Origin of the sequence: Micromonospora sp. NPDC048842, from assembly GCF_040649935.1 — a bacterium.
Classification (GTDB): Bacteria; Actinomycetota; Actinomycetes; order Mycobacteriales; family Micromonosporaceae; genus Micromonospora; species Micromonospora hortensis.
In genome coordinates, this window is the sequence record NZ_JBEZGK010000005.1 from 226,841 (window position 1) to 245,218 (window position 18,378).

The 18,378-nt window shown below is 71.9% G+C and carries 16 protein-coding genes and 1 riboswitch; of the genes, 7 read left to right on the plus strand and 9 right to left on the minus strand.

Features of this window, described 5'->3' with window-relative positions; all coding sequences use genetic code 11:
* Positions 1-53 precede the first annotated feature (53 nt).
* On the minus strand, positions 54-932 hold the full coding sequence (locus tag AB0C19_RS09840; protein ID WP_357182152.1) for an alpha/beta hydrolase: 879 nt from the start codon (positions 930-932) through the stop codon (positions 54-56).
* Between the two features lie 138 nt (positions 933-1,070).
* On the opposite strand from AB0C19_RS09840, the gene AB0C19_RS09845 reads away from it, so the two are divergent.
* Together AB0C19_RS09845 and AB0C19_RS09850 are read left to right on the plus strand one after the other, a co-directional pair.
* A complete protein-coding gene (locus tag AB0C19_RS09845) occupies positions 1,071-4,412 on the plus strand; it encodes a BTAD domain-containing putative transcriptional regulator (protein ID WP_357182155.1) in 3,342 nt (1,113 codons plus the stop codon).
* A gap of 113 nt (positions 4,413-4,525) precedes the next feature.
* Positions 4,526-6,103, plus strand: a complete 1,578-nt coding sequence (locus tag AB0C19_RS09850) for a Na+/H+ antiporter (RefSeq protein ID WP_357182159.1) — start codon at positions 4,526-4,528, stop codon at positions 6,101-6,103.
* Between the two features lie 8 nt (positions 6,104-6,111).
* Here AB0C19_RS09850 and AB0C19_RS09855 read toward each other — a convergent pair whose 3' ends face one another.
* From AB0C19_RS09855 to AB0C19_RS09870, 4 genes are all read right to left on the minus strand, one after another.
* Complete coding sequence (locus tag AB0C19_RS09855) at positions 6,112-6,855, minus strand: amino acid ABC transporter ATP-binding protein (protein ID WP_357182162.1); 744 nt, start codon at positions 6,853-6,855, stop codon at positions 6,112-6,114.
* Positions 6,852-7,625 carry an amino acid ABC transporter permease gene (locus AB0C19_RS09860; RefSeq protein ID WP_266303144.1) on the minus strand — a complete coding sequence of 258 codons (774 nt, stop codon included), beginning with the start codon at positions 7,623-7,625 and terminating at the stop codon, positions 6,852-6,854. Before AB0C19_RS09860 ends, AB0C19_RS09855 begins: the two co-directional genes overlap by 4 nt.
* 39 nt (positions 7,626-7,664) lie before the next feature.
* Positions 7,665-8,546 carry an ABC transporter substrate-binding protein gene (locus AB0C19_RS09865; RefSeq protein WP_357182167.1) on the minus strand — a complete coding sequence of 294 codons (882 nt, stop codon included), beginning with the start codon at positions 8,544-8,546 and terminating at the stop codon, positions 7,665-7,667.
* Positions 8,547-8,815: 269 nt separating this feature from the next.
* Positions 8,816-8,927: riboswitch (SAM riboswitch) on the minus strand.
* Between the two features lie 86 nt (positions 8,928-9,013).
* Positions 9,014-10,972, minus strand: coding sequence for an amino acid transporter (locus AB0C19_RS09870; RefSeq protein ID WP_357182170.1), 1,959 nt, complete (start codon positions 10,970-10,972; stop codon positions 9,014-9,016).
* A 168-nt stretch (positions 10,973-11,140) separates the two neighbouring features.
* Here AB0C19_RS09870 and corA point away from each other — a divergent pair, with 168 nt between their 5' ends.
* Positions 11,141-12,271 carry a magnesium/cobalt transporter CorA gene (gene corA / locus AB0C19_RS09875; RefSeq protein ID WP_357182173.1) on the plus strand — a complete coding sequence of 377 codons (1,131 nt, stop codon included), beginning with the start codon at positions 11,141-11,143 and terminating at the stop codon, positions 12,269-12,271.
* A gap of 15 nt (positions 12,272-12,286) precedes the next feature.
* Here corA and AB0C19_RS09880 read toward each other — a convergent pair whose 3' ends face one another.
* Together AB0C19_RS09880 and AB0C19_RS09885 are read right to left on the minus strand one after the other, a co-directional pair.
* A complete protein-coding gene (locus AB0C19_RS09880) occupies positions 12,287-12,472 on the minus strand; it encodes a hypothetical protein (RefSeq protein ID WP_238677098.1) in 186 nt (61 codons plus the stop codon).
* A 209-nt stretch (positions 12,473-12,681) separates the two neighbouring features.
* A complete protein-coding gene (locus AB0C19_RS09885; RefSeq protein ID WP_357182178.1) occupies positions 12,682-13,197 on the minus strand; it encodes a 2'-5' RNA ligase family protein in 516 nt (171 codons plus the stop codon).
* 78 nt (positions 13,198-13,275) lie between these two features.
* Between AB0C19_RS09885 and AB0C19_RS09890 the strand changes: the two genes are divergently transcribed.
* From AB0C19_RS09890 to AB0C19_RS09900, 3 genes are all read left to right on the plus strand, one after another.
* On the plus strand, positions 13,276-13,785 hold the full coding sequence (locus tag AB0C19_RS09890; protein ID WP_357182181.1) for a DUF664 domain-containing protein: 510 nt from the start codon (positions 13,276-13,278) through the stop codon (positions 13,783-13,785).
* A gap of 80 nt (positions 13,786-13,865) precedes the next feature.
* Positions 13,866-14,273 (plus strand): SCP2 sterol-binding domain-containing protein, encoded by a 408-nt coding sequence (locus tag AB0C19_RS09895; RefSeq protein WP_357182185.1) that lies wholly within the window; start codon positions 13,866-13,868, stop codon positions 14,271-14,273.
* Entirely contained in the window at positions 14,270-16,327 is a 2,058-nt protein-coding gene (locus AB0C19_RS09900) for a glycogen debranching N-terminal domain-containing protein (RefSeq protein ID WP_357182188.1), read from the plus strand. The genes AB0C19_RS09895 and AB0C19_RS09900 overlap by 4 nt, the downstream gene beginning before the upstream one ends.
* A gap of 43 nt (positions 16,328-16,370) precedes the next feature.
* Here the strand turns inward: AB0C19_RS09900 and AB0C19_RS09905 are convergent, their stop codons facing one another.
* Complete coding sequence (locus AB0C19_RS09905) at positions 16,371-16,874, minus strand: DinB family protein (RefSeq protein ID WP_357182192.1); 504 nt, start codon at positions 16,872-16,874, stop codon at positions 16,371-16,373.
* 133 nt (positions 16,875-17,007) lie between these two features.
* On the opposite strand from AB0C19_RS09905, the gene AB0C19_RS09910 reads away from it, so the two are divergent.
* On the plus strand, positions 17,008-17,913 hold the full coding sequence (locus AB0C19_RS09910; RefSeq protein WP_357182194.1) for a DUF72 domain-containing protein: 906 nt from the start codon (positions 17,008-17,010) through the stop codon (positions 17,911-17,913).
* Positions 17,914-17,949: 36 nt separating this feature from the next.
* On the opposite strand, the gene AB0C19_RS09915 is transcribed toward AB0C19_RS09910, so the two are convergent.
* Positions 17,950-18,321: a hypothetical protein gene (locus tag AB0C19_RS09915; protein ID WP_357182197.1), complete on the minus strand. Its 372-nt coding sequence runs from the start codon at positions 18,319-18,321 to the stop codon at positions 17,950-17,952.
* Between the last annotated feature and the right edge of the window lie 57 nt (positions 18,322-18,378).

Genomic DNA, 18,378 nt, shown 5'->3' on the forward strand with positions numbered 1-18,378 from the left:
TGAGTGTCGGATATCTTGCCCAGGGTGACGGCGGCGGCCGGGTCGCCAATCGATCAACGGGCGAGCAGGGCGCGCAGCGCCCGGAGCACCTCCGCCGGGGCCTCCTCCGCCATGAAGTGTCCGCAGGTGACCGTCTGGTGGTCCAGGTCGGGTACCCACGCCCGCCACACCGCCGCCGCGTCGTAGCCCAGCGCCGCACCCCAGTCCTGCTGGAGCACCGTCACCGGCATCCGCAGCCGGTTGCCGGCCGCCCGGTCGGCGGCGTCGTGGGTCACGTCGATCCCGGCGGACGCCCGGTAGTCGGCGACGATCGAGGGAACGGCGTCGCGGGACGCGCGCAGGTACGCGGCCCGCACCTCCGCCGACAGGGCGCCCGGATCACGGGTCCAGACGTCCAGGAAGTGACCGAAGAAGGCGTCCGGGCTGCCCGCGATCAGCTCTTCGGGCAGGCCGGGTGGCTGCGCCATCAGATAGAGGTGAAACGCCACAGCGGCGCTGGCGCCGTGCAACACGTCCCACATGTCCAGTGTGGGTAGCACGTCGAGCAGGGCCAAGTGACTGATCGCCGCCGGATGGTCGAGGCCGGCGCGGAACGCGACCAGGGCGCCCCGGTCGTGCCCGGCCAACGCGAACCGTTCGTGACCGAGCGCGCCGGCCAGCGCCACGATGTCGGCGGCCATTGTGCGCTTGGCGTACCCGGTGCCGTCGGTGTCGAGGGGCTTGTCACTGTCGCCGTAGCCGCGCAGGTCGGGGCAGATGACAGTGTGGTCGGCGGACAGATCGGCGGCGACGTGCCGCCACATGAGGTGGGTCTGCGGAAAGCCGTGCAACAGCACGATCGCCGGTCCGGAACCGCCCACGGCGGCATTGAGCGTCACCCCGTCGGCGACGGTGACGCGTCGGTAGTCGAATCCGTTGATCTTCGGGTCCACGGGGAACCTTCCTGGTGAGCAGTGCCGGCGGGGGCAGCGGCCCGTCGCCGTCGTACCTCACCGAGCCTGCCCGGCGGTGATCAGCAGCCGGTCAGCGTCGGATCAGTGCCGGCCAGGCCACGGGCCTAGATTGGTGCCATGACCAGGCAGCTGACGGCGCCCGTCGCGGTGACCTTCGGCGTACTCGGGCCGGTGACCGCCGCTACCGAGCGCGGCCCGCTCCCGCTGCGGGGACACCGGCAGCGCCTGGTGCTGGGCCGGCTGTTGATCGCCCACGGTCGGGTGGTGCCGGTGGATCGTCTCGTCGACGACCTGTGGGAGGTCGCACCGGACGGCGCGGTCGGCGCGATCCGGACCTTCGTGGCCGACCTGCGCCGGGCCCTGGAACCCGACCGGCCACCCCGCCAGGCACCCCGGATCCTGGTCACCGAGCCGCCCGGGTACGCGCTGAAGGCCGCCCCGGACGCTGTGGACGCCGGACAGTTCGAGGCGGCCGTCGGCGAGGCGGCCCGGCTGCTGGCGGCCGGGCGTCCCGCGCCGGCCCTGGCCGCGCTCGAGTCGGCGCTCGGGCTCTGGCGCGGGCCCGCGTACGCCGACTGCGCCAACGAGTCCTGGGCGGTCGCGGAGATCAACAGGCTGGACGAGCTGCGGATGCTCGCCGTCGAGCGGCGGGCTGAGGCGCTCCTGGCGGTGGGCCGACCGGACGAGGCCGCCGCGGACCTACCGGCACACCTGGCCAGCCATCCGCTGCGCGAGGACGCCTGGCGGCTGCTCGCGACGGCCCGGTACCGCGCCGGCCGGCAGGGCGACGCGCTGGCCGCGCTGCGGGAGGCCCGCCACGTCCTGGTCACCGAGCTGGGCGTGGACCCGGGGCCCGAGCTGCGACGACTGGAAGCCGACATCCTGGCCCAGGCGCCGCACCTCGCCCCGGCCCTCGACCGGGCCGCCACCCCCGGGCTCGGGGAGCCCGTTCGACCCGTCCAGGCCGAGCAGCGCCCCTTCGTCGGCCGCGACGCGGAGTTGGAGCGGCTGCTGCGCGCCGCCGAGGCCGCGTCCCGCCGCCGCCAGCCCACGCTCGTACTGCTCAGCGGCGACCCGGGCGCCGGCAAGACGGCACTGGCCGAGGCCCTGGCCCGATGGCTCGCGGCCGAGGGCTGGACCACGGCATGGGGGCGCAGCCCGGAGTACGAGGGCGCGCCACCGGCGTGGCCGTGGACCCAGATCACCGACGCGCTCGCCGGGCCCGCCCCCGCCGTCGCCGCCCCAACCGCCCCCGCCGCCGACCCGGCTGACGGCTCGGCTGACCCCGCCACAGTGCGGTTCCGTCGACACCGCGCGGTGGCCTCGCTGATCTCGGCGGTCGCCGACCGGAAGCCGGTCCTGCTGGTCCTCGACGACCTGCACCGCGCCGACGGCGACACCCTGGACCTGCTGACCGCACTGCTCACCGGCCCGCAGCCGGCCAGCGGGCCGGTGCTGATCCTCGGCAGCTACCGGGCCACCGAGATCAGCCCGGAGCTGACCGCCACCCTGGCCCGCGCCGCAGGGCTGGAGCCGGTCCGGGAGTATCTTGCCGGCCTGCCCGCGTCGGCGACCGGCGAGCTGGCCGGCACCATCGTCGGGGCGGAACTGGACCCGGCCACCGCCCGGTCGATCCACCAGCGCAGCGGCGGTAACCCGTTCTTCGTCCGCGAACTGGCCCAGCTCTACGAGAGCACGGGGCAGGCGGGGTTGGCCGCCGTGCCGCCCGGGGTACGCGACGTGATCCGGCACCGGTTGGCGCAGCTACCCGCCGCCACCCGTACCGTGCTGCGGCAGGCGGCAGTGTTCGGCCGGGACCTCGACCCGGACGTGCTGGGCGTGTTGGCCGGTGACCCGACGACAGCGCTGGACGCCGTGGACGGCGCCCTGGCAGCCGGGTTCCTCACCGAACGGGAGCCCGACGGGCGGCTGCGCTTCACCCACATCCTGGTCCGCGACACGCTCTACGCCGACCTGTCCGCGCCGCGCCGCGCCGCCTGGCACGCGGCCGTCGCCGAGGTGTTGCGACAGCGGGAACCCGTCGAGCCGGCGGCCCTCGCGTACCACCTGCTGCGCGCCGGCGGGCCGGTGTACGCCGCCGAGGCATCGACGTACGCCCGGGTGGCGGCCGAGCGGGCCGAACGGGGCGGCAACCCGCACGAGGCCGCCCGCCTGTGGGGCCAGGCGATCGAGGCGTACGACAGGGCCGGCGGTGTCGAGCCGCGTGGGCGGGTGACAGCGCTGCTCGGCCTGGGGCGGGCGCTGGCCGTGACGGGCCGGCTGGCCGAGGCGCGGCTACGGCGTGCCGAGGCGATCACCGTCGCCGAGACCACCGGCGACCCCCTGCTGATGCAGCAGGCGCTGGCTGGCTTCGACGTGCCCGCCAGTTGGACGCGCAACGACGACGACCTGCTCTCCGGGCACATCGTCCGAGCCGCCGAACACGCCCTGACCGCGCTCGGCCCGACCGGCTCGGCGCAACGCAGCCGGCTGCTGAGCACCCTCGCGCTGGAGCTACGCGGCACCACCACCGATCGTGGCCGCCGCGCCGCCGCCGAGGCCGAGACGATCGCCCGCGACATCGGCGATCCCGGGCTGGTGGCCTTCGCGCTCAACGCCCGCTTCATGCACACCTTCCACCGCGTCGGTCTGGCCGACACGCGGGCCCGGATCGGCCTCGAACTGGTCGAGCTTGCCGCCCGGCACCACCTGGTGACCTTCGAGGTGCTCGGCCACCTCGTTCTGGTCCAGGCCAACTGTGCGCTGGCCGACCGACCCGCCGCCGACGCGCACGCGCGTGCCGCCGACCGCCTGGCCGAACGGTACGAGCTGCCGTTGGTCGGCGTCTTCACCCGGTGGTACGCCGCACTGCGCCTGGCATTCGACGGCGACTCGGACGCTGCGGCGCGGGCGTACCGCGCTGCCGCCGAACGACTACCCGCCGACGGTATGCCGGGACTGGCCCAGGGGTTGCTGCCGCTCGCCCTGCTCGGCCTGCGCCTGGCCGACGCCGCACTAGTAGGCGACGCCCACCTGGTCGCCGAGGGGCGGCCGATTCCCGGGCCGGACGACGAGGGCTGGGCACGGCTGGACTGGGGCCCGTACGAGCCCTGGGTGCAGCCCCTGCTGCTCGCCGCCGCCGGCGACCGCAGTGCCACCCGAGCGGCACTGCGGGCCCTGCCGGACGGGCCGCACGACCTGCTGCGGGAGGTGCGGCTGTGCCTCACCGCTCGGGCGGCGCTGGCCATCGACGACCGGCCGACCATGGAACGCGTCGCCGCCGCGCTCCGCCCGGCCGTCACCGAACTGGCCGCCGGCAGCGGTGTGGTCACCGTCGGCCCGGTAGCCGGGCACCTCGCGGATCTGGCCGCTGCTCTGGGCCGCGACGAGGAAGCCGCCGAGCACCGCCGTACCGCCCGGGTGCTCACCGCACGTTTCCGCGACGGCGACCCAACCTGAGCCCCCCTGCTTACCTGGCGACTTGCCGGTTTGGGCCGGAACGCACCGGCGGGTGCGGTCAGATGGAACCACCGGCGCGTCCGCCGTCGGCCATGGTCCGAGGGGGTGTACGCGTGGAGGCGCTCATCCTGATCGTGGCGCTCGGCCTCACCGTCCTCGTCGGCACCACCCTCGGCGGCCGGTACCGGGTCGCCCCGCCGGTCCTGCTCATCGCGTTGGGCGTACTGCTCGGGCTCACGCCGCCGCTGTCCGAGGTAACCCTGGAACCCGACCTGGTCCTTCTGATCTTCCTGCCGGCGATCCTGTACCGGGAGAGCCTCACCATCAGCCTGCGGGAGATCCGGGCCAATCTGCCGGTGATCGGGCTGCTCGCCGTGGTGCTGGTGGTGCTCACCATGGTCACCGTGTCGTTCGCCGCGCAGGCGTTCGGGGTGAACCCCGCAGCCGCCTGGGTGCTCGGCGCGGTCCTCGCGCCGACCGACGCCGCAGCGGTCACCGGCCTGGCCAAGCGGCTGCCCCGGAAGCTGCTCACCACCCTGCACGCGGAGAGCCTGATCAACGACGGCACGGCGCTGGTGGTCTTCGCGGTGGCAGTGGGTCTGCTCAGCCACAGCGACAAGCCTGGCGTGCTGGGCATCGGCGAGGAGTTCGTCGGCGCCAGCGTCGGCGGCGTGGTCGCGGGTCTGCTGGTGGGGGCCGCAGTGGTGCTGATCCGCAAACGGCTCGACGATCCGCTGCGCGAGGGCGCGCTCAGCGTGCTGACCCCGTTCGGCGCCTTCCTACTCGCCGAATCCGTGCACGCCAGTGGTGTGCTGGCGGTGGTGGTCGCCGGCCTGGTGCTGGCCTACGCCGGCCCACGGGTGATCCGCGCCCGGTCCCGGGTGCTGGCGTACGCGTTCTGGGACCTGTCCACCTTCCTGATCAACGGCGGGTTGTTCGTCCTGCTCGGTACGCAGATTCCCCGCGCGGTCCGGGGCATCACCAGCACCTCGCCCGAGCGGGCGCTGCTGATCGTGCTGGTGGTCACAGTGGTTGTGATCGGCACCCGGCTGCTCTTCATCTACCTCACCGCGCAGTCGGCGCGGCTGCGACGCCGCCGGATGGTGGACGACGACGGCCGAGGTCCCTCAGCCTGGCGGGTGGGGACCGTCGCGGGCTGGTCCGGTTTCCGGGGCGCGGTCTCGTTGGCCGCCGCCCTGGCCGTGCCGACGGTGATGGTCGACGGCCGACCGGTGGTCGAACGCGATCTGATCATCTTCGTCACCGCGCTGGTGATCGTGCTGATCATGCTGCTTCAGGGCACCACCCTGCCGTTGGTGGTGCGCTGGGCCGGGTTGAGCGGCGACCCGGAACGCGTCGACGAGGCCCGCAACGCCCGGCGGCGGGCCACCGAGGTGGGCCTGGCCGCCCTACCGCAGGTCGCCGCGGAGGTCGGTGCCCGGGATGACTCGGTGCGCCGGCTGGAGGCCGAGTACCGGCGGCATCTGGAGGACCTCAACGAGAGCGGCGGAAACACCGCCGAGGAGCGCCGGCTGGAGCGCCGACTGCGCCTCGGCGTCCTCGCCCACAAGCGGCGCGAGGTCACCCGACTGCGCGACAACCGGGAGATCGACGACCTGGTGCTCCAGGAACTCCAGGCCGCGTTGGACAACGAGGAGATCCGGCTGCTGGGGCGCGGACCCAACGAGTGATCGAGGGCTCAGAGCACCTGGTCGAGGAACCGGCGAAGCCGCGGATGCTCGGCCCGCTCGAAGATCGCCTCGGGTGGGCCGGCCTCCAGCACCACGCCCCGGTCCATGAAGGCGACGGTGTCGGCGACCTGCCGGGCGAAGCCCATCTCGTGGGTCACCACCACCATGGTCATGCCGGCGGCGGACAGGTCGGCCATCACCGCGAGGACGCCCTTGACCAACTCCGGGTCGAGCGCCGAGGTGGCCTCGTCGAAGAGCATCACCTCGGGCCGCAGCGCCAGCGCGCGGGCGATCGCCACCCGCTGCTGTTGACCACCGGAGAGCTGCGCCGGCCGGGAGTTCGCCTTGCCGGCCAGCCCCACCAGCTCCAACTGGGCCCGGGCGACGGTCTCCGCCTCGTCCGCACCGAGCTTGCGCAGCCGGCGCAGGGCCAGCGTGACGTTGCGCAGCACGCTCATGTGCGGAAAGAGGTTGAACTGTTGGAACACCATGCCCACCCGCTGCCGCAACGCGTCCGGGTCGTCGCCCAGCACGCTGCGCCCGTCCAGCAGCACGTCGCCCCGGTCCGGTTCGATCAGCCGGTTGATGGTGCGCAGGAGGGTGGACTTACCCGACCCGGACGGCCCGATGACGCAGGCCGTCGCGCCCCGGGGCACCGAGAGGTCGACGCCGCGCAGCACTCGGTTCGGTCCGAAGGCGAGGTGCACGTCGCGTACGTCGAGGCTGACCGATGTCGTCGTGGCGGTGGTCATCGCCGATCTCCTTCCGTCGCTGCGTACGACGCGATGTCGTCGTCCTCTTCGGTCGACGCGGTGGCCGGCCGACCGTTGCGCAGCCGCCTGTCGATCCAGTTGACGACGTGCGTCAGCGGGACTGTCAACGCCAGGTAGCAGAGCCCCGCCAGCAGCAGCGCCGACTCGTTGCCGGTGGTGGCCGCGTAGTCCTGCCCGATCCGGAACAGCTCCCGCTGGCTGGCCACCAGGCCGAGGAAGTAGACCAGGCTGGAGTCCTTGATCAGCGCGATGAGCTGGTTCACCCAGGCTGGCAGCACCCGCCTGATGCCCTGCGGAATGATCACCAGCCGCATCGAGTCTGCCCAGGAGAAGCCGAGCGCCCGCGAGCCCTCCAACTGGGCGGCCTCCACCGACTGGATGCCCGAGCGGAAGATCTCCCCGATGTACGCGGCGGCGATGAGCGACAGCGCCAGGATGCCCAACGGGTAGGGGTCCGGCCCCCAGACCTGCATGCCCAGCGGGGCCAGCCCGACGCCGATCAGCAGGATCGTCGCCGCGGCCGGCAGTCCTCGGAACACGTCGGTGTAGACCCGCGCCGGCCAGCGCAGCCAGCGGCTGCGGGAGATCCCGGCGACGGCCAGCAGCAGGCCCAGTACCGAGCCGAGCAGGGCGGCGGAGACCGCCAGGATCAGCGTGTTGGGCAACCCGACGGTCAGCATCTCGGGCAGTGCCTCGCGCATCGCGTCCCAGTCGAAGAAGGTCTCCCACAGGGTGCTCAACGGATCCATCGGTCGCTCCTCCTACCGCCCCGCTCGCTCGTCACCGGCTCAGGACGCGGTCGACGCGGACGCCGACGGCGCAGCCGACGCGGACGGGGCCTGCACAGTGCCGCTGCCCGGCGTGAAGTCCGCCGGGATCGGCCGGCCCGGGTAGTACTGCGCCTGCAACCGGCTCCAGGTGCCATCGGCGACGACCTCGTCGAGGCCCTTGTTGAGCGCCTCGCGCAGCTTGTCGTTCCCCTTGGCCACGGCGTACGCGGTCGGTGCCGGGCTGAGCTCCTTGGCCGCTACGGTGATCTTGCCGTTGCTGTCGGTGGCCGACTTCTCGCCGATCTCCGCCGGGGCGATCCAGGCGTCGGCGGTGCCCGCCTTGAGCTGGTTGATCGCGCCGTTGTAGTCCGGCACCCGCACCGGGTTGAGCTGCTTGCCGCTGGCGTAGTCGTCCTGGACGGTGCCCTGCACCACCACTACCCGCTTGCCGGCGAGCTGGTCGAAGCCGGTGATCGGCGAGCCGGCCGGGACGTCCAGGCCGAAGTAGCCGAAGTCGTAGCCGTCGCCGAAGTCGACAGTCTTCTTGCGGGCCTCGGTGATGGTGATCGAGGAGCTGCCCACGTCGAACTTGCGGTTGTTGACCTGGCTGAGCAGCGCGGAGAAGTCGGTGCCGACGAACTCGACGGTGAGGCCGAGCTTGCCGGCCACGGCGGTCAGCAGGTCGTTGTCGAAGCCTGTGAACTTGCCGTCCTTGAGGTACACGTTCGGCGGGGCGTCGGTCAGCGTTCCGGCGCGCAGCACACCCGCCTGGGCCAGGCCGTACGGGTTGGCGGTGGCGTCGGACGAGCTGTCGTCGCCGCAGGCGGTGAGGGCGGTGGCGGCAAGGATCGTGGCGGCGCCCAGGGCGGCGGCGCGGGTCAGGGCAGGAAGGAATCGCACTGGTGTCTCCGAAGGGTGGTGTCTCGGCGCGCACGGACGTGCGCCACCGACGGCGCGCCCGATGGGCGTACCGGTGGGAAAGAGCTGGGGAAGGGGGTGCTAGAGCGCGGTGCCGCGACAGGCGGCGCTGCACATTCGCATCATGTCCACGTGCCGTCGCCGGATCAGTGCGGGCGAGGGTCGACCGGTGCGGGAGTCCGCGACGTCGGTCGGTGGTGTGGTGCTGAGGATGCGCATGGTTCTCCCGGGTCTGTGCTGACCTGGGTGCCAGGCCACGCTTGCACCGACGTCCTGCCGGTGCCTGGTCTTCACCCGGGGCACCCCACCGCGGAGGAGGGTTGCCGGCCAGCGAGCCGGGGCTTCGCGCTGGCACTCATGACCTGCGCCGAGGCTAGCAGCACGAACCTGTGGATCGTCCAGTCGTTATGACCACGCTCACGCCGCGCGACGGTCCGCCGGCTCGCAGGTCAGCCGGCGTGCACGTGCGGTCGACGGTGCGGGTCGGGCTCCTGGCGGCGCAGGATCTCCCGGGTCACCGAGGCGATGGCGCCCTGTCCGAATGCCAGGTAGCGCAGGAAGTTGCGGGTGGGGCCGCCCTCGGACCACTCGAAGTAGATGTGGGGGCGCCGACGGCTGCGGTCGCGGATCTCCAGCAACAGGGCGGCGAGCGCGGTGGGCACCGACGAGCTGGCCAGGCTGAGCACCGGGAAGCGGCCGTCGACCACACTGCCGCGGATCAGCAACTCGGTCTCGAAGTCGGACGGGTCGGTGACAGTGACCTCGACGAAGATGACGTCGCTGTCGTCGGGAAAGTCGTTGTCCGCCATGGTCTGCGCCAGCTTGGCGCGGTACTCCGTCTCGTCGCGCCGGTCGGGTTCGTGCGCGATGAGGCGAATCCGTCGTCCGGCGCGTTCGTCGATCATGCGGGCCGCGGCGTGGTCCAGCTCGACGTGGTCGACGCGCAGCTCGTAGGCCCGCATCAGCCGGGACAGCACCGACACCAGGATGATCCCGCCGATGAAACAGGCCGCGATCTTGACGCCGCTCGGACGCTCCACCACGTTCGCGACAGTGGTGTAGACGAAGATCACCGCGATGACCCCGAACGCGATGGTCCGGCCGCGCTGACGCTGCCGCAGCGCCGCGAGCGTCACCGCCGTCGCGGCCGAGGTGATCAACACCAGGACCCCTGTGGCGTACGCGCCGCCCTGCGCGTCCACGCTGGCCTCGAAGACGATCGTGATCAGGAACGCCACCGCGGTGAAGACCAGCACCAGCGGCCGGACGGCTCGCGCCCAGGTAGGCGCCATGCCGTAGCGGGGCAGGTAGCGCGGTACGAGGTTGAGCAGGCCAGCCATCGCCGACGCCCCGGCGAACCAGAGGATTCCGATGGTGGACAGGTCGTAGATGGTGCCGAACACCTCGCCGAGGTGGGCGTGCGCCAGGTAGGCCAGCGCGCGCCCGTTCGCCGGCCCGCCCGGCTGGAAGGCCTCCGGCGGAATGAGCACTGTGGTCGTCACGCTGCTGGTGATCAGGAAGACGCTCATGATCACGGCTGCTGTGGTGAGCAGCCGGCGGGCGCCACGGATCCGGCCCAGCGGTCGTGCCTCCGAGTCCTGCGGGTCACCCCGTACGCTCGGCATGACAGCCACCCCGGTCTCGAAGCCGGACAGACCCAACGCCAGCTTCGGAAAGACCAACAGCGACAGCCCGACCACCAACCACGGATCGCCGTGCCCGGTGGTCAGCATCGTGGCCCAGTCGCCGACCGCGCTCGAATGCGTCGCCACCCGCCAGAGCGCGTCGGCCACCACCACGGCGTTCAGCGTCAGATAGACAGCGACCAGGACGACGGCGATCCCGATGGCCTCGGTGAATCCCTTGAGGAACACCGCGCCCAGCAGCGACACCAGCAGCAGCGTGACCAGCACCTCGTGATCCTTGAGCCCGCTCGGCCAGAACGGGTTCTCGTCGATGTGCGCCGTCGCGTCGGCGGCCGAGAGGGTGATGGTGATGATGAAGTCGGTGGCCGCGAAACCGAGCAGCACCAGCACCAGCAACTTGCCCGGCCAGTAGCTCAGCAGGCGTACCAGCATCGCGATGGAACCCTCACCGTGCGGGCTCTCCACCGCCACCCGTCGGTAGACCGGCAGCGCCCCCAGCAGGGTCACCAGCACCAGCACCAGGGTCGCCACCGGTGAGAGCGCCCCGGCGGCCAGCGCCGCGATGCCCGGCTGGTAACCCAGCGTGGAGAAGTAGTCGACCCCGGTCAGGCACATCACCTTCCACCACGGGTGGTGCCGGTGCTCCGGCGGACGTCCGCCTGGTCCCGGGTGCTGCGCGGCCTGGTCCGAGTCGGCGTCGAGCAGCCACCCCCGCAACCGACCGGCGCGCCTGTTGACCTCCATCGGCGCGTCCCCCGTCATCCCGCCCATGGTCACCGTGAGTATCCGCCCGCCGGGGCGTGCCCGTCCGCCGGTGCCCGGAACTCGCCCGGCGTCAGCACGGGTTTCGGGTCAGATACAGGGGGGAAGCAGCGCCCCCGGGTTGGCGGAGTCACGCCGCACCGGACGTCACCGGGGGAGGGACAGGGCATGGTCGGTGGCCGGCGCTCCCGCTCAGGTGATGGGTTCGGTCGCCAACTGGACGAGTACGAGACCAGGGTCGGCGTGCCGCCATCGACGGAGTCGCCCCATCCACCCGCCGCTGGCGTAGTGGACAGCGCCGTCTACATCAGGGGGCACCGGTTCGCCTCGCCGTCCGGCCTCGCCGAGACGTACCGCTGCCTCCAGGAGCAGGACGGCGCGATGGCCTGGATCGGGTTGTACCGACCCGACATCGAGCAGATCACCTCGCTGGCCCGCGAGTTTCGGCTGCACGACCTGGCGGTCGAGGACGCGATCAACGCCCACCAGCGGCCCAAGCTGGAGAGGTACGGGCACACCCTGTTCGTGGTGCTGCGCGCCGCCCGCTACGACGACCTCCGGGAGGAGGTCGAGTTCTCCGAACTGCACCTGTTCATCGGCCCGGGCTTCGTGGTCACCGTCCGACACGGTGAGGCGCCCGACCTGGCCGCGGTGCGGCGGCGGCTGGAGACCGAGGCGCAGATGCTCGCCCGGGGGCCGGAGGCGGTCCTGTACGCGATCCTCGACCAGGTCGTCGACGGGTACGCGCCGGTGGTGGCCGGGCTGGAGAACGACATCGACGAGATCGAGACCCAGGTGTTCGGTGGCGACCCGAACGCCAGCCGCCGCATCTACGGGCTCAGCCGCGAGGTCATCCAGTTCCAGCGGGCCGCCCGCCCGCTGCTCAGCGTGCTCGACGCGCTGGCCGACGGCGCCGGCAGTGCCAGCGCCGACGAGGAGCTACGCCGCTACCTGCGCGACGTGACCGACCACCTGACCCAGGTGGTGGAGCGGGTGGACGGTTTCCGGCACCTGTTGCAGAACATCCTCACCGTCAACGCCACCCTCGTCTCGCAGCAGCAGAACGAGGAGATGCGCAGCCTCACCGCGGCCAGCTACAGCCAGAACGAGGAGCTGAAGAAGGTCTCCTCCTGGGCGGCGATCCTCTTCGCTCCCACGCTCATCGGCACCGTGTACGGCATGAACTTCGTCCACATGCCGGAGCTGAACTGGCGCTTCGGCTACCTCTTCGCGCTGCTGTTGATGCTGCTGGTCTGCGGCACCCTCTACGTGATCTTCAAGCGGCGCGGCTGGCTCTGAGCCGTGCGGCCGGGATCACTCGATGCCGCGCAGGATGTGCCGTTCGTCCTCGACGTCGTCGTCGCCGGCACTGATCCGGCCGAGCAGTACGGCGGCCGCCCAGATCGTCAGTGGTGTGGCCGCTCCGGTCATTCCGCCGCCGGTCCGGTCGTCCCGGGTCTGGCTCCGCTCCGTGCGCGGTGGCCTGCGCTGAGCCTGCATGGGCCCTGCCTCTCCTCGTCGAAGCCGCCGTGGGTGGCGCGGGGTGACCTCGCGCCACACCGGCCGGGCGGACCGCCTGTGAGCAGCCCACCACCGGTACGACAGCCACTCGAACCTTCCCACGCCCGGCCGCATCCGCACCGCTTGTTTTCGGGTTTCCGACTGTCGCCCGCCAAACCGGACATTACGCCTTGACGGTCGAGGCGTGGTCAAGGCAGCGGGTGGGCGATGCCACGCGCGTGGTCGGTGAGCGCCGCGCCGACCACTGTCGCGGCCAGCGGCAACACCTCCAGACAGCGGCGCACCGCGGCGGCCATCAGCGTGTTCGGCACGCGCATGGACAGCGTGCAGTGCGGCACCCACCGCCCCGGCTGGTAGTGCGCGGCGAGGGCGATGCCGGCGCCGGCGAGCCGGTCGTGCACCAGCCGGTGGTGCGCCAGCAACTCCGGGGTGGGCGCCGGGCCGAGCCAGAGCACCCGACCGACGAACTGACCGGCGTGCTGGAAGTCGAGCCGCAGCGGGGCGGCCACCACCGTCCCCTGTAGCGCCTCGGCGACCTGCTCCGGATCGAAACGGGGCGCCACCATGAGCGAGACGTGCGGACGGTGGCGCTGCTCCAGCAGCGAGCGCATGCTCTGCACCCCCTCGGCCTCCAGCGCGTCCCAGAGAACCCCGATCCGGCGGGTGGCGTCGGGGTCCAGGTACAACTCCACCGCGGCGACCATTCGATCACCGTAGCGGCCGAGGTTTGCGTGCCCTGGTGCGGCGGTACCTGTTGGAAAACCGACCAGAAAGGCGTACCCGTGGACGTGAGTGACCTGCTGACCGAGGCGTACGACAGGCTGCCCGACCTCGTCCGCGCGGCCGTGGACGGCCTCAGCCCCGAGCAACTGCGCCGCCAGCCCGGGCCGGGCGCCAACTCGGTCGGCTGGCTGGTCTGGCACCTCACCCGGGTGCAGGACCACCACGTCGCCGACCTGCTCGACGCCGAGCAGATCTGGGTGAGCGGCGACTGGGCGGGTCGGTTCGGGCTCGCCGCCGACCCCGACAACACCGGCTACGGGCACTCGCCCGCTCAGGTCGCCGCCGTGCGGCCGGAGAGCGCGCAGGCGTTGATCGACTATTACCAGGCGGTCGCGGCGCGTACCGGAAGCTTCCTGGCCGGTCTGGGCCCGGCGGACCTGGACCGTGTGGTCGACGAGGCGTGGGACCCGCCGGTCACCCTCGGCGTCCGGTTGGTCAGCATCGTCGACGACGACCTGCAACACGTGGGCCAGGCCGCCTACGTGCGCGGCCTGATCGAGGCCGGCTGACGCGCCCCTCACCCTCTTCAGGTGAGCCGGGCTCACCCCGACGCGGGTGATCCTGCGGGAAACCGTGGGGAGGGGACCCGATGGGCGCGACGGCCGAGCAGTACCTGGGACAGCTGGACACCGGTCGGCGGCCCGACCTGCCGGAGACCACAGCCGGGACGCTGCGGCTGGACGTCCGCGACGACGGCAGCACCGATCACTGGTACCTGACCATCGCCGACCAACGAGTCCGGGTGACCCGCTCGGCCGACGACGCCGAGCTGGTGGTGCGAGCTGACCGGGCGGTCTTCGACCGGATGGCCCGTGGTGAGCTGCACCCGGGCGCGGGCCTGTTGCGCAACGAGCTGACGGTGCAGGGCAACATGCAACTGCTGATGCTGCTGCGGCGGATCTTCTCCGGACCGGACGGCGCCCGTCATCCGCACGAGCTGGGTCGTGCCGCGTTGGTTGGCCGGGCCGCGACGACAGCTCGGAACGAGCGGTCGTGAAGCAGGAACAGGTGCACGTCATCGCCGGCAACCTGTTCGCGATCAGCGACGCTCAGGGCGACATCGAGGCCGATCCGCAGGTTCCGCTCGGGCTCTTCGCCTACGACACCCGGTTTCTGTCGCACTGGGTGCTCAGGATCGACGGCGAACGGATCAACGCGCTCTCCCGCGACGACCTCACCTACTTCGAAACCCGGTTCTTCCTGGTCCCCGGTGCGGCGAGTCACTACGTCGACGCCGACGTGTCGATCATCAGGCACCGCTCGGTGCACGACTGCCTCCACGAGAACATCACAGTGCTCAACCACTCGTCGGAGCCCGCCGAGTTCACCGTCCGGGTGGAGATGGCCAGCGACTTCACCGACATCATCGAGGTCGGGCAGCTCCGGCGGCGGGCCGTCGAGGTCAGCGCCGACCCGGCGAGGCAGCGGCTCGTGCTGCGCTACCAGCGGGACCGCTTCGTCCGTGAGACCACGGTGCGCAGCACCGTCCCCGCCGACGTGGACGAGCGGGGAATGACGTTCCGGATCCGGATCGCACCCGACGGCAAGTGGGAGACCGACCTGCACGTCAGCGTGACAATGGGCGGCGAGGACGGCCGGGATATCCGCGCCGACATCGAGTCGCACCAGCAGACCGTGCGGACGGGGATGCGCGAGGACCTGGTGGACTGGCTGGACCGGGCACCGCAGCTGGTGGCCGAACGCAAGGGCCTGGAGGAGCTCTACCAGGGCAGTCTCGCCGACCTGGCGGCGCTGCGCTACAGGCCGCTGTCGTACCGCGAGCGGGTGCCGATCGGTGGTCTGCCGTGGTCGATGGGGTTGTGTGGGCGGGACGCCCTCATCACCTGCCTCCAGACGATGGCCTTCACCCCCGAACTGGCTCCCGCGACGCTACGGATGCTGGCGCTCATGCAGGGCGGCCAACTCGACGACGCGCTGGACGAGGAGCCCGGCAAGATCCTGGCCCAGCTCCGGTACGGCGAGACAGGGGCGTTCAGCGACCGGGCTAGCGCGCTGTACTACGGCGCGGCGGACACCACACCGCTGTTCGTCGTGCTGCTCGACGAGTACGAGCGCTGGTCCGGTGACGCGGAACTTGTCCGCGCGCTGCGCCACCCGGCCCGGATGGCGCTGGACTGGATCGACGAGTACGGCGACCTGACCGGGGACGGCTACCTGCGCTACCAGAGTCGAAACGAGCGCGACGGCACCATCAACCAGTGCTGGAAGGACTCCCCGGACGCCATCGTCGATGCCCACGGTCGACAACCCGCCTTCCCCCGCGCCACCTGCGAGTTGCAGGGCTACGCGTACGACGCGAAGCGGCGTGGCGCCCGGCTGGCCCGGGAGTTCTGGGGGGACCCCGAGTACGCCGACCGGTTGGAACGGGAGGCGGCAGCGCTGAAGGAGCGCTTCAACCGGGACTTCTGGCTGCCACACCGGGAGTACTACGCGTTGGCGCTCGACCCGTACGGCGAACCGGTCGATGCGCTGGCCTCCAACATCGGGCATCTGCTCTGGAGTGGGATCGTCGCTGACGACCGAGCGGAGGCTGTCGCCGAGCACCTGGTCGGGCCGCGACTGTTCAGTGGGTGGGGAGTACGCACGTTCGCCACGGGGCAGCGCACGTACAACCCGGTGGGCACACACCTGGGCGCGGTGTGGCCGTCGGACAACGCGCTGATCGCCGCCGGGTTGCGCCGCTACCGCCTCGACGCGCAGGCGGCCCGGATCGCGGACGGCATCTTCGACATGGCGCAGACGCTCGGTGGCGCGGTGCCGGGAGTGATCGCCGGCTACGCGCGCGACCTGACGACCTACCCCGTCCAGTTGACGACGAGCTGTCGCCCGCAGGCGTGGGCGTCGGGGGCGTTGCTGATGCTGCTCGGCACCATGCTGGGCCTGCGACCCACCGGCGACAACCTTTTGGTCAACCCGGCCGTGCCGGAAGGGTTCGGTCGGCTGGAGCTGCTGGACATCCCGGGCCGTTGGGGTCACTCCGACGCCTACGCGAGAGACCGGACCACCGAACGTCGGCAGCGTCTGCGTTGAGGCGGCGCGGCAGCCCTCGGCCCGGCGACGGTCGGCGTCGAAGTCAGCCCATGGTCCTGGCGCCGTCGATCGACTCCCGCAGGATGTCGGCGTGCCCGGCGTGCTGGGCCGTCTCGGCGATCAGGTGCAGCAGCACCCGGCGGACCGTCCAACTCGCCCCCGGCTCGAACCACGGCGCCTGAGGCAGCGGGTGCGCCGCGTCCAGGTCAAGGGAGGCTGCCAACTCGTCGGTCTGGGCGGCCACCTCCTGGAAGCGCTCGACCAGCCCCGCGAGGGTCTCGCCCGGCAACATCTGGAACTGACCAACCCAGTCGATCTCCTCACGGCCCATCGCCTCCGCGCCACCGACGGCGAAGAGCATCCACCGGTGCTCGACGCCGGACACGTGCTTGATGAGGCCGCCGAGGCAGAGCCCGCTTACTGTGGGGCGGCTCGCCGCCTGCTCGTCGGTGAGCCCGTCGACCGTCTGCAAGAGGAAACCGCGGTGCCTGCGGAGTGTCTGCAGGAGGTCGGCGCGTTCACCGGTGAGCTGCTCAGTGCTGGTCATGCCGCCACCCTTCGTTGATGTCCACCGGTGCCACCGTAGGGCGAGGCACCGACACTTTCCGGGTACGACACCTCCTCGACCGAAGACCCCCCAGCGGTTGCCGATCCGCGCCGGCGGCGGTCCACTGAATGACATGGGTGTGATTAAGGTGGGCACGTCGTCCTGGGCGGACCAGTCCCTGCTGCGCTCCGGGTGGTACCCCCGCTCGGCCAGCACGCCGGCCCGTCGACTGGGCTTCTACGCCAGCCGGTTCCCGATGGTCGAGGTGGACACGTCCTACTACGCCATCCCGGTGCCGGAGACGACACAGGGCTGGGTGGACGCCACACCTGACGACTTCACCTTCGACGTCAAGGCGTTCAGCCTCTTCACCGGTCACCCGACACCGGTGGCCGTGCTACCCCGGGACCTGCGACCGGCCAGCGGCCCGAGCCGGATCCGCCGCCGAGACCTGCCGGAGCCGGCGTACGACGAGCTGTGGGCCCGGTTCCGCGCGGCCCTCGACCCGATCGCGGCGGCCGGCAAGCTCGGTGTGGTGATGTTGCAGTTCCCGCCGTGGCTGGTGCGCAGCCCCGCCGCCGAACGCCGGATCATCGAACTGGCGCAGCGCTGCCGGCCGTGGCGGGTCGGTGTGGAGTTGCGGCACGGCTCCTGGTTGGACGACGACGCCGCGGCGGACACTCTGGACCTGCTACGCACCCACGACCTGTCAGTGGTCTGCGTCGACATGCCACAGGGGCACCCGTCGTCGGTGCCGCCGATCCTGACCATGACGGCGGAGCCGGCGATCGTCCGGTTCCACGGTCACAGCGACGCCTGGGGCGAGGGCGACAAGCAGGAGAAGTTCCGCTACGCGTACGCCGAGGCCGAGCTGCGGCACTGGGCCGGACGGCTGGCCGAGTTCGCCGATGTCTCCGACGAGCTGCACGTGCTGTTCAACAACTGCTGCGCCGGGCAGGCCCAGCACGACGCCACCCGGCTGGCGCAACTGCTCGCCGAGACGATGGTCGTCGAGCAGGCCGTCCCGGCGACCGGCTGATCGCCGCACGGGCCGCCCGGCCCGACGCCGGTCCGCTCAGGACCGCCGCCCCCGGCTGCGCAGGGCGTCCTGGGTCGACTCGCCGATGTCCGCGTCGTCGGGGAAGCTCCGGCCGCTGGGGGCGGGATCGGGTGGGGCACCCGGTCCGGCCATCGTCGTACGGGTCGGCTCGACCGAGCCGAAGCCGTGTCGTCCCGCCGGGTCCGACCGGCCCGCAGGGGCACCAGCGCGTCGCTCTCCGCGCCGTCCCTCGGGCACCGCTGTCTCCTCGCTGCCCTCGTCCATCGGTGAGTCGTCGTCAGTGCCCCAGGGCGCGTCGGCGTCGAAGCCGTCGCTGGTGCCCCACGGCTTGGTCGCCTCCGGCTCCAGCCGGTCGTTGTCACCGCTGCGTCCCTTGTGCGCCGTCATGGCCACCCCGCTCGTCGGTCCGCCGCCACGGCGGACGATGTGCCGTCCTCGGTTGCG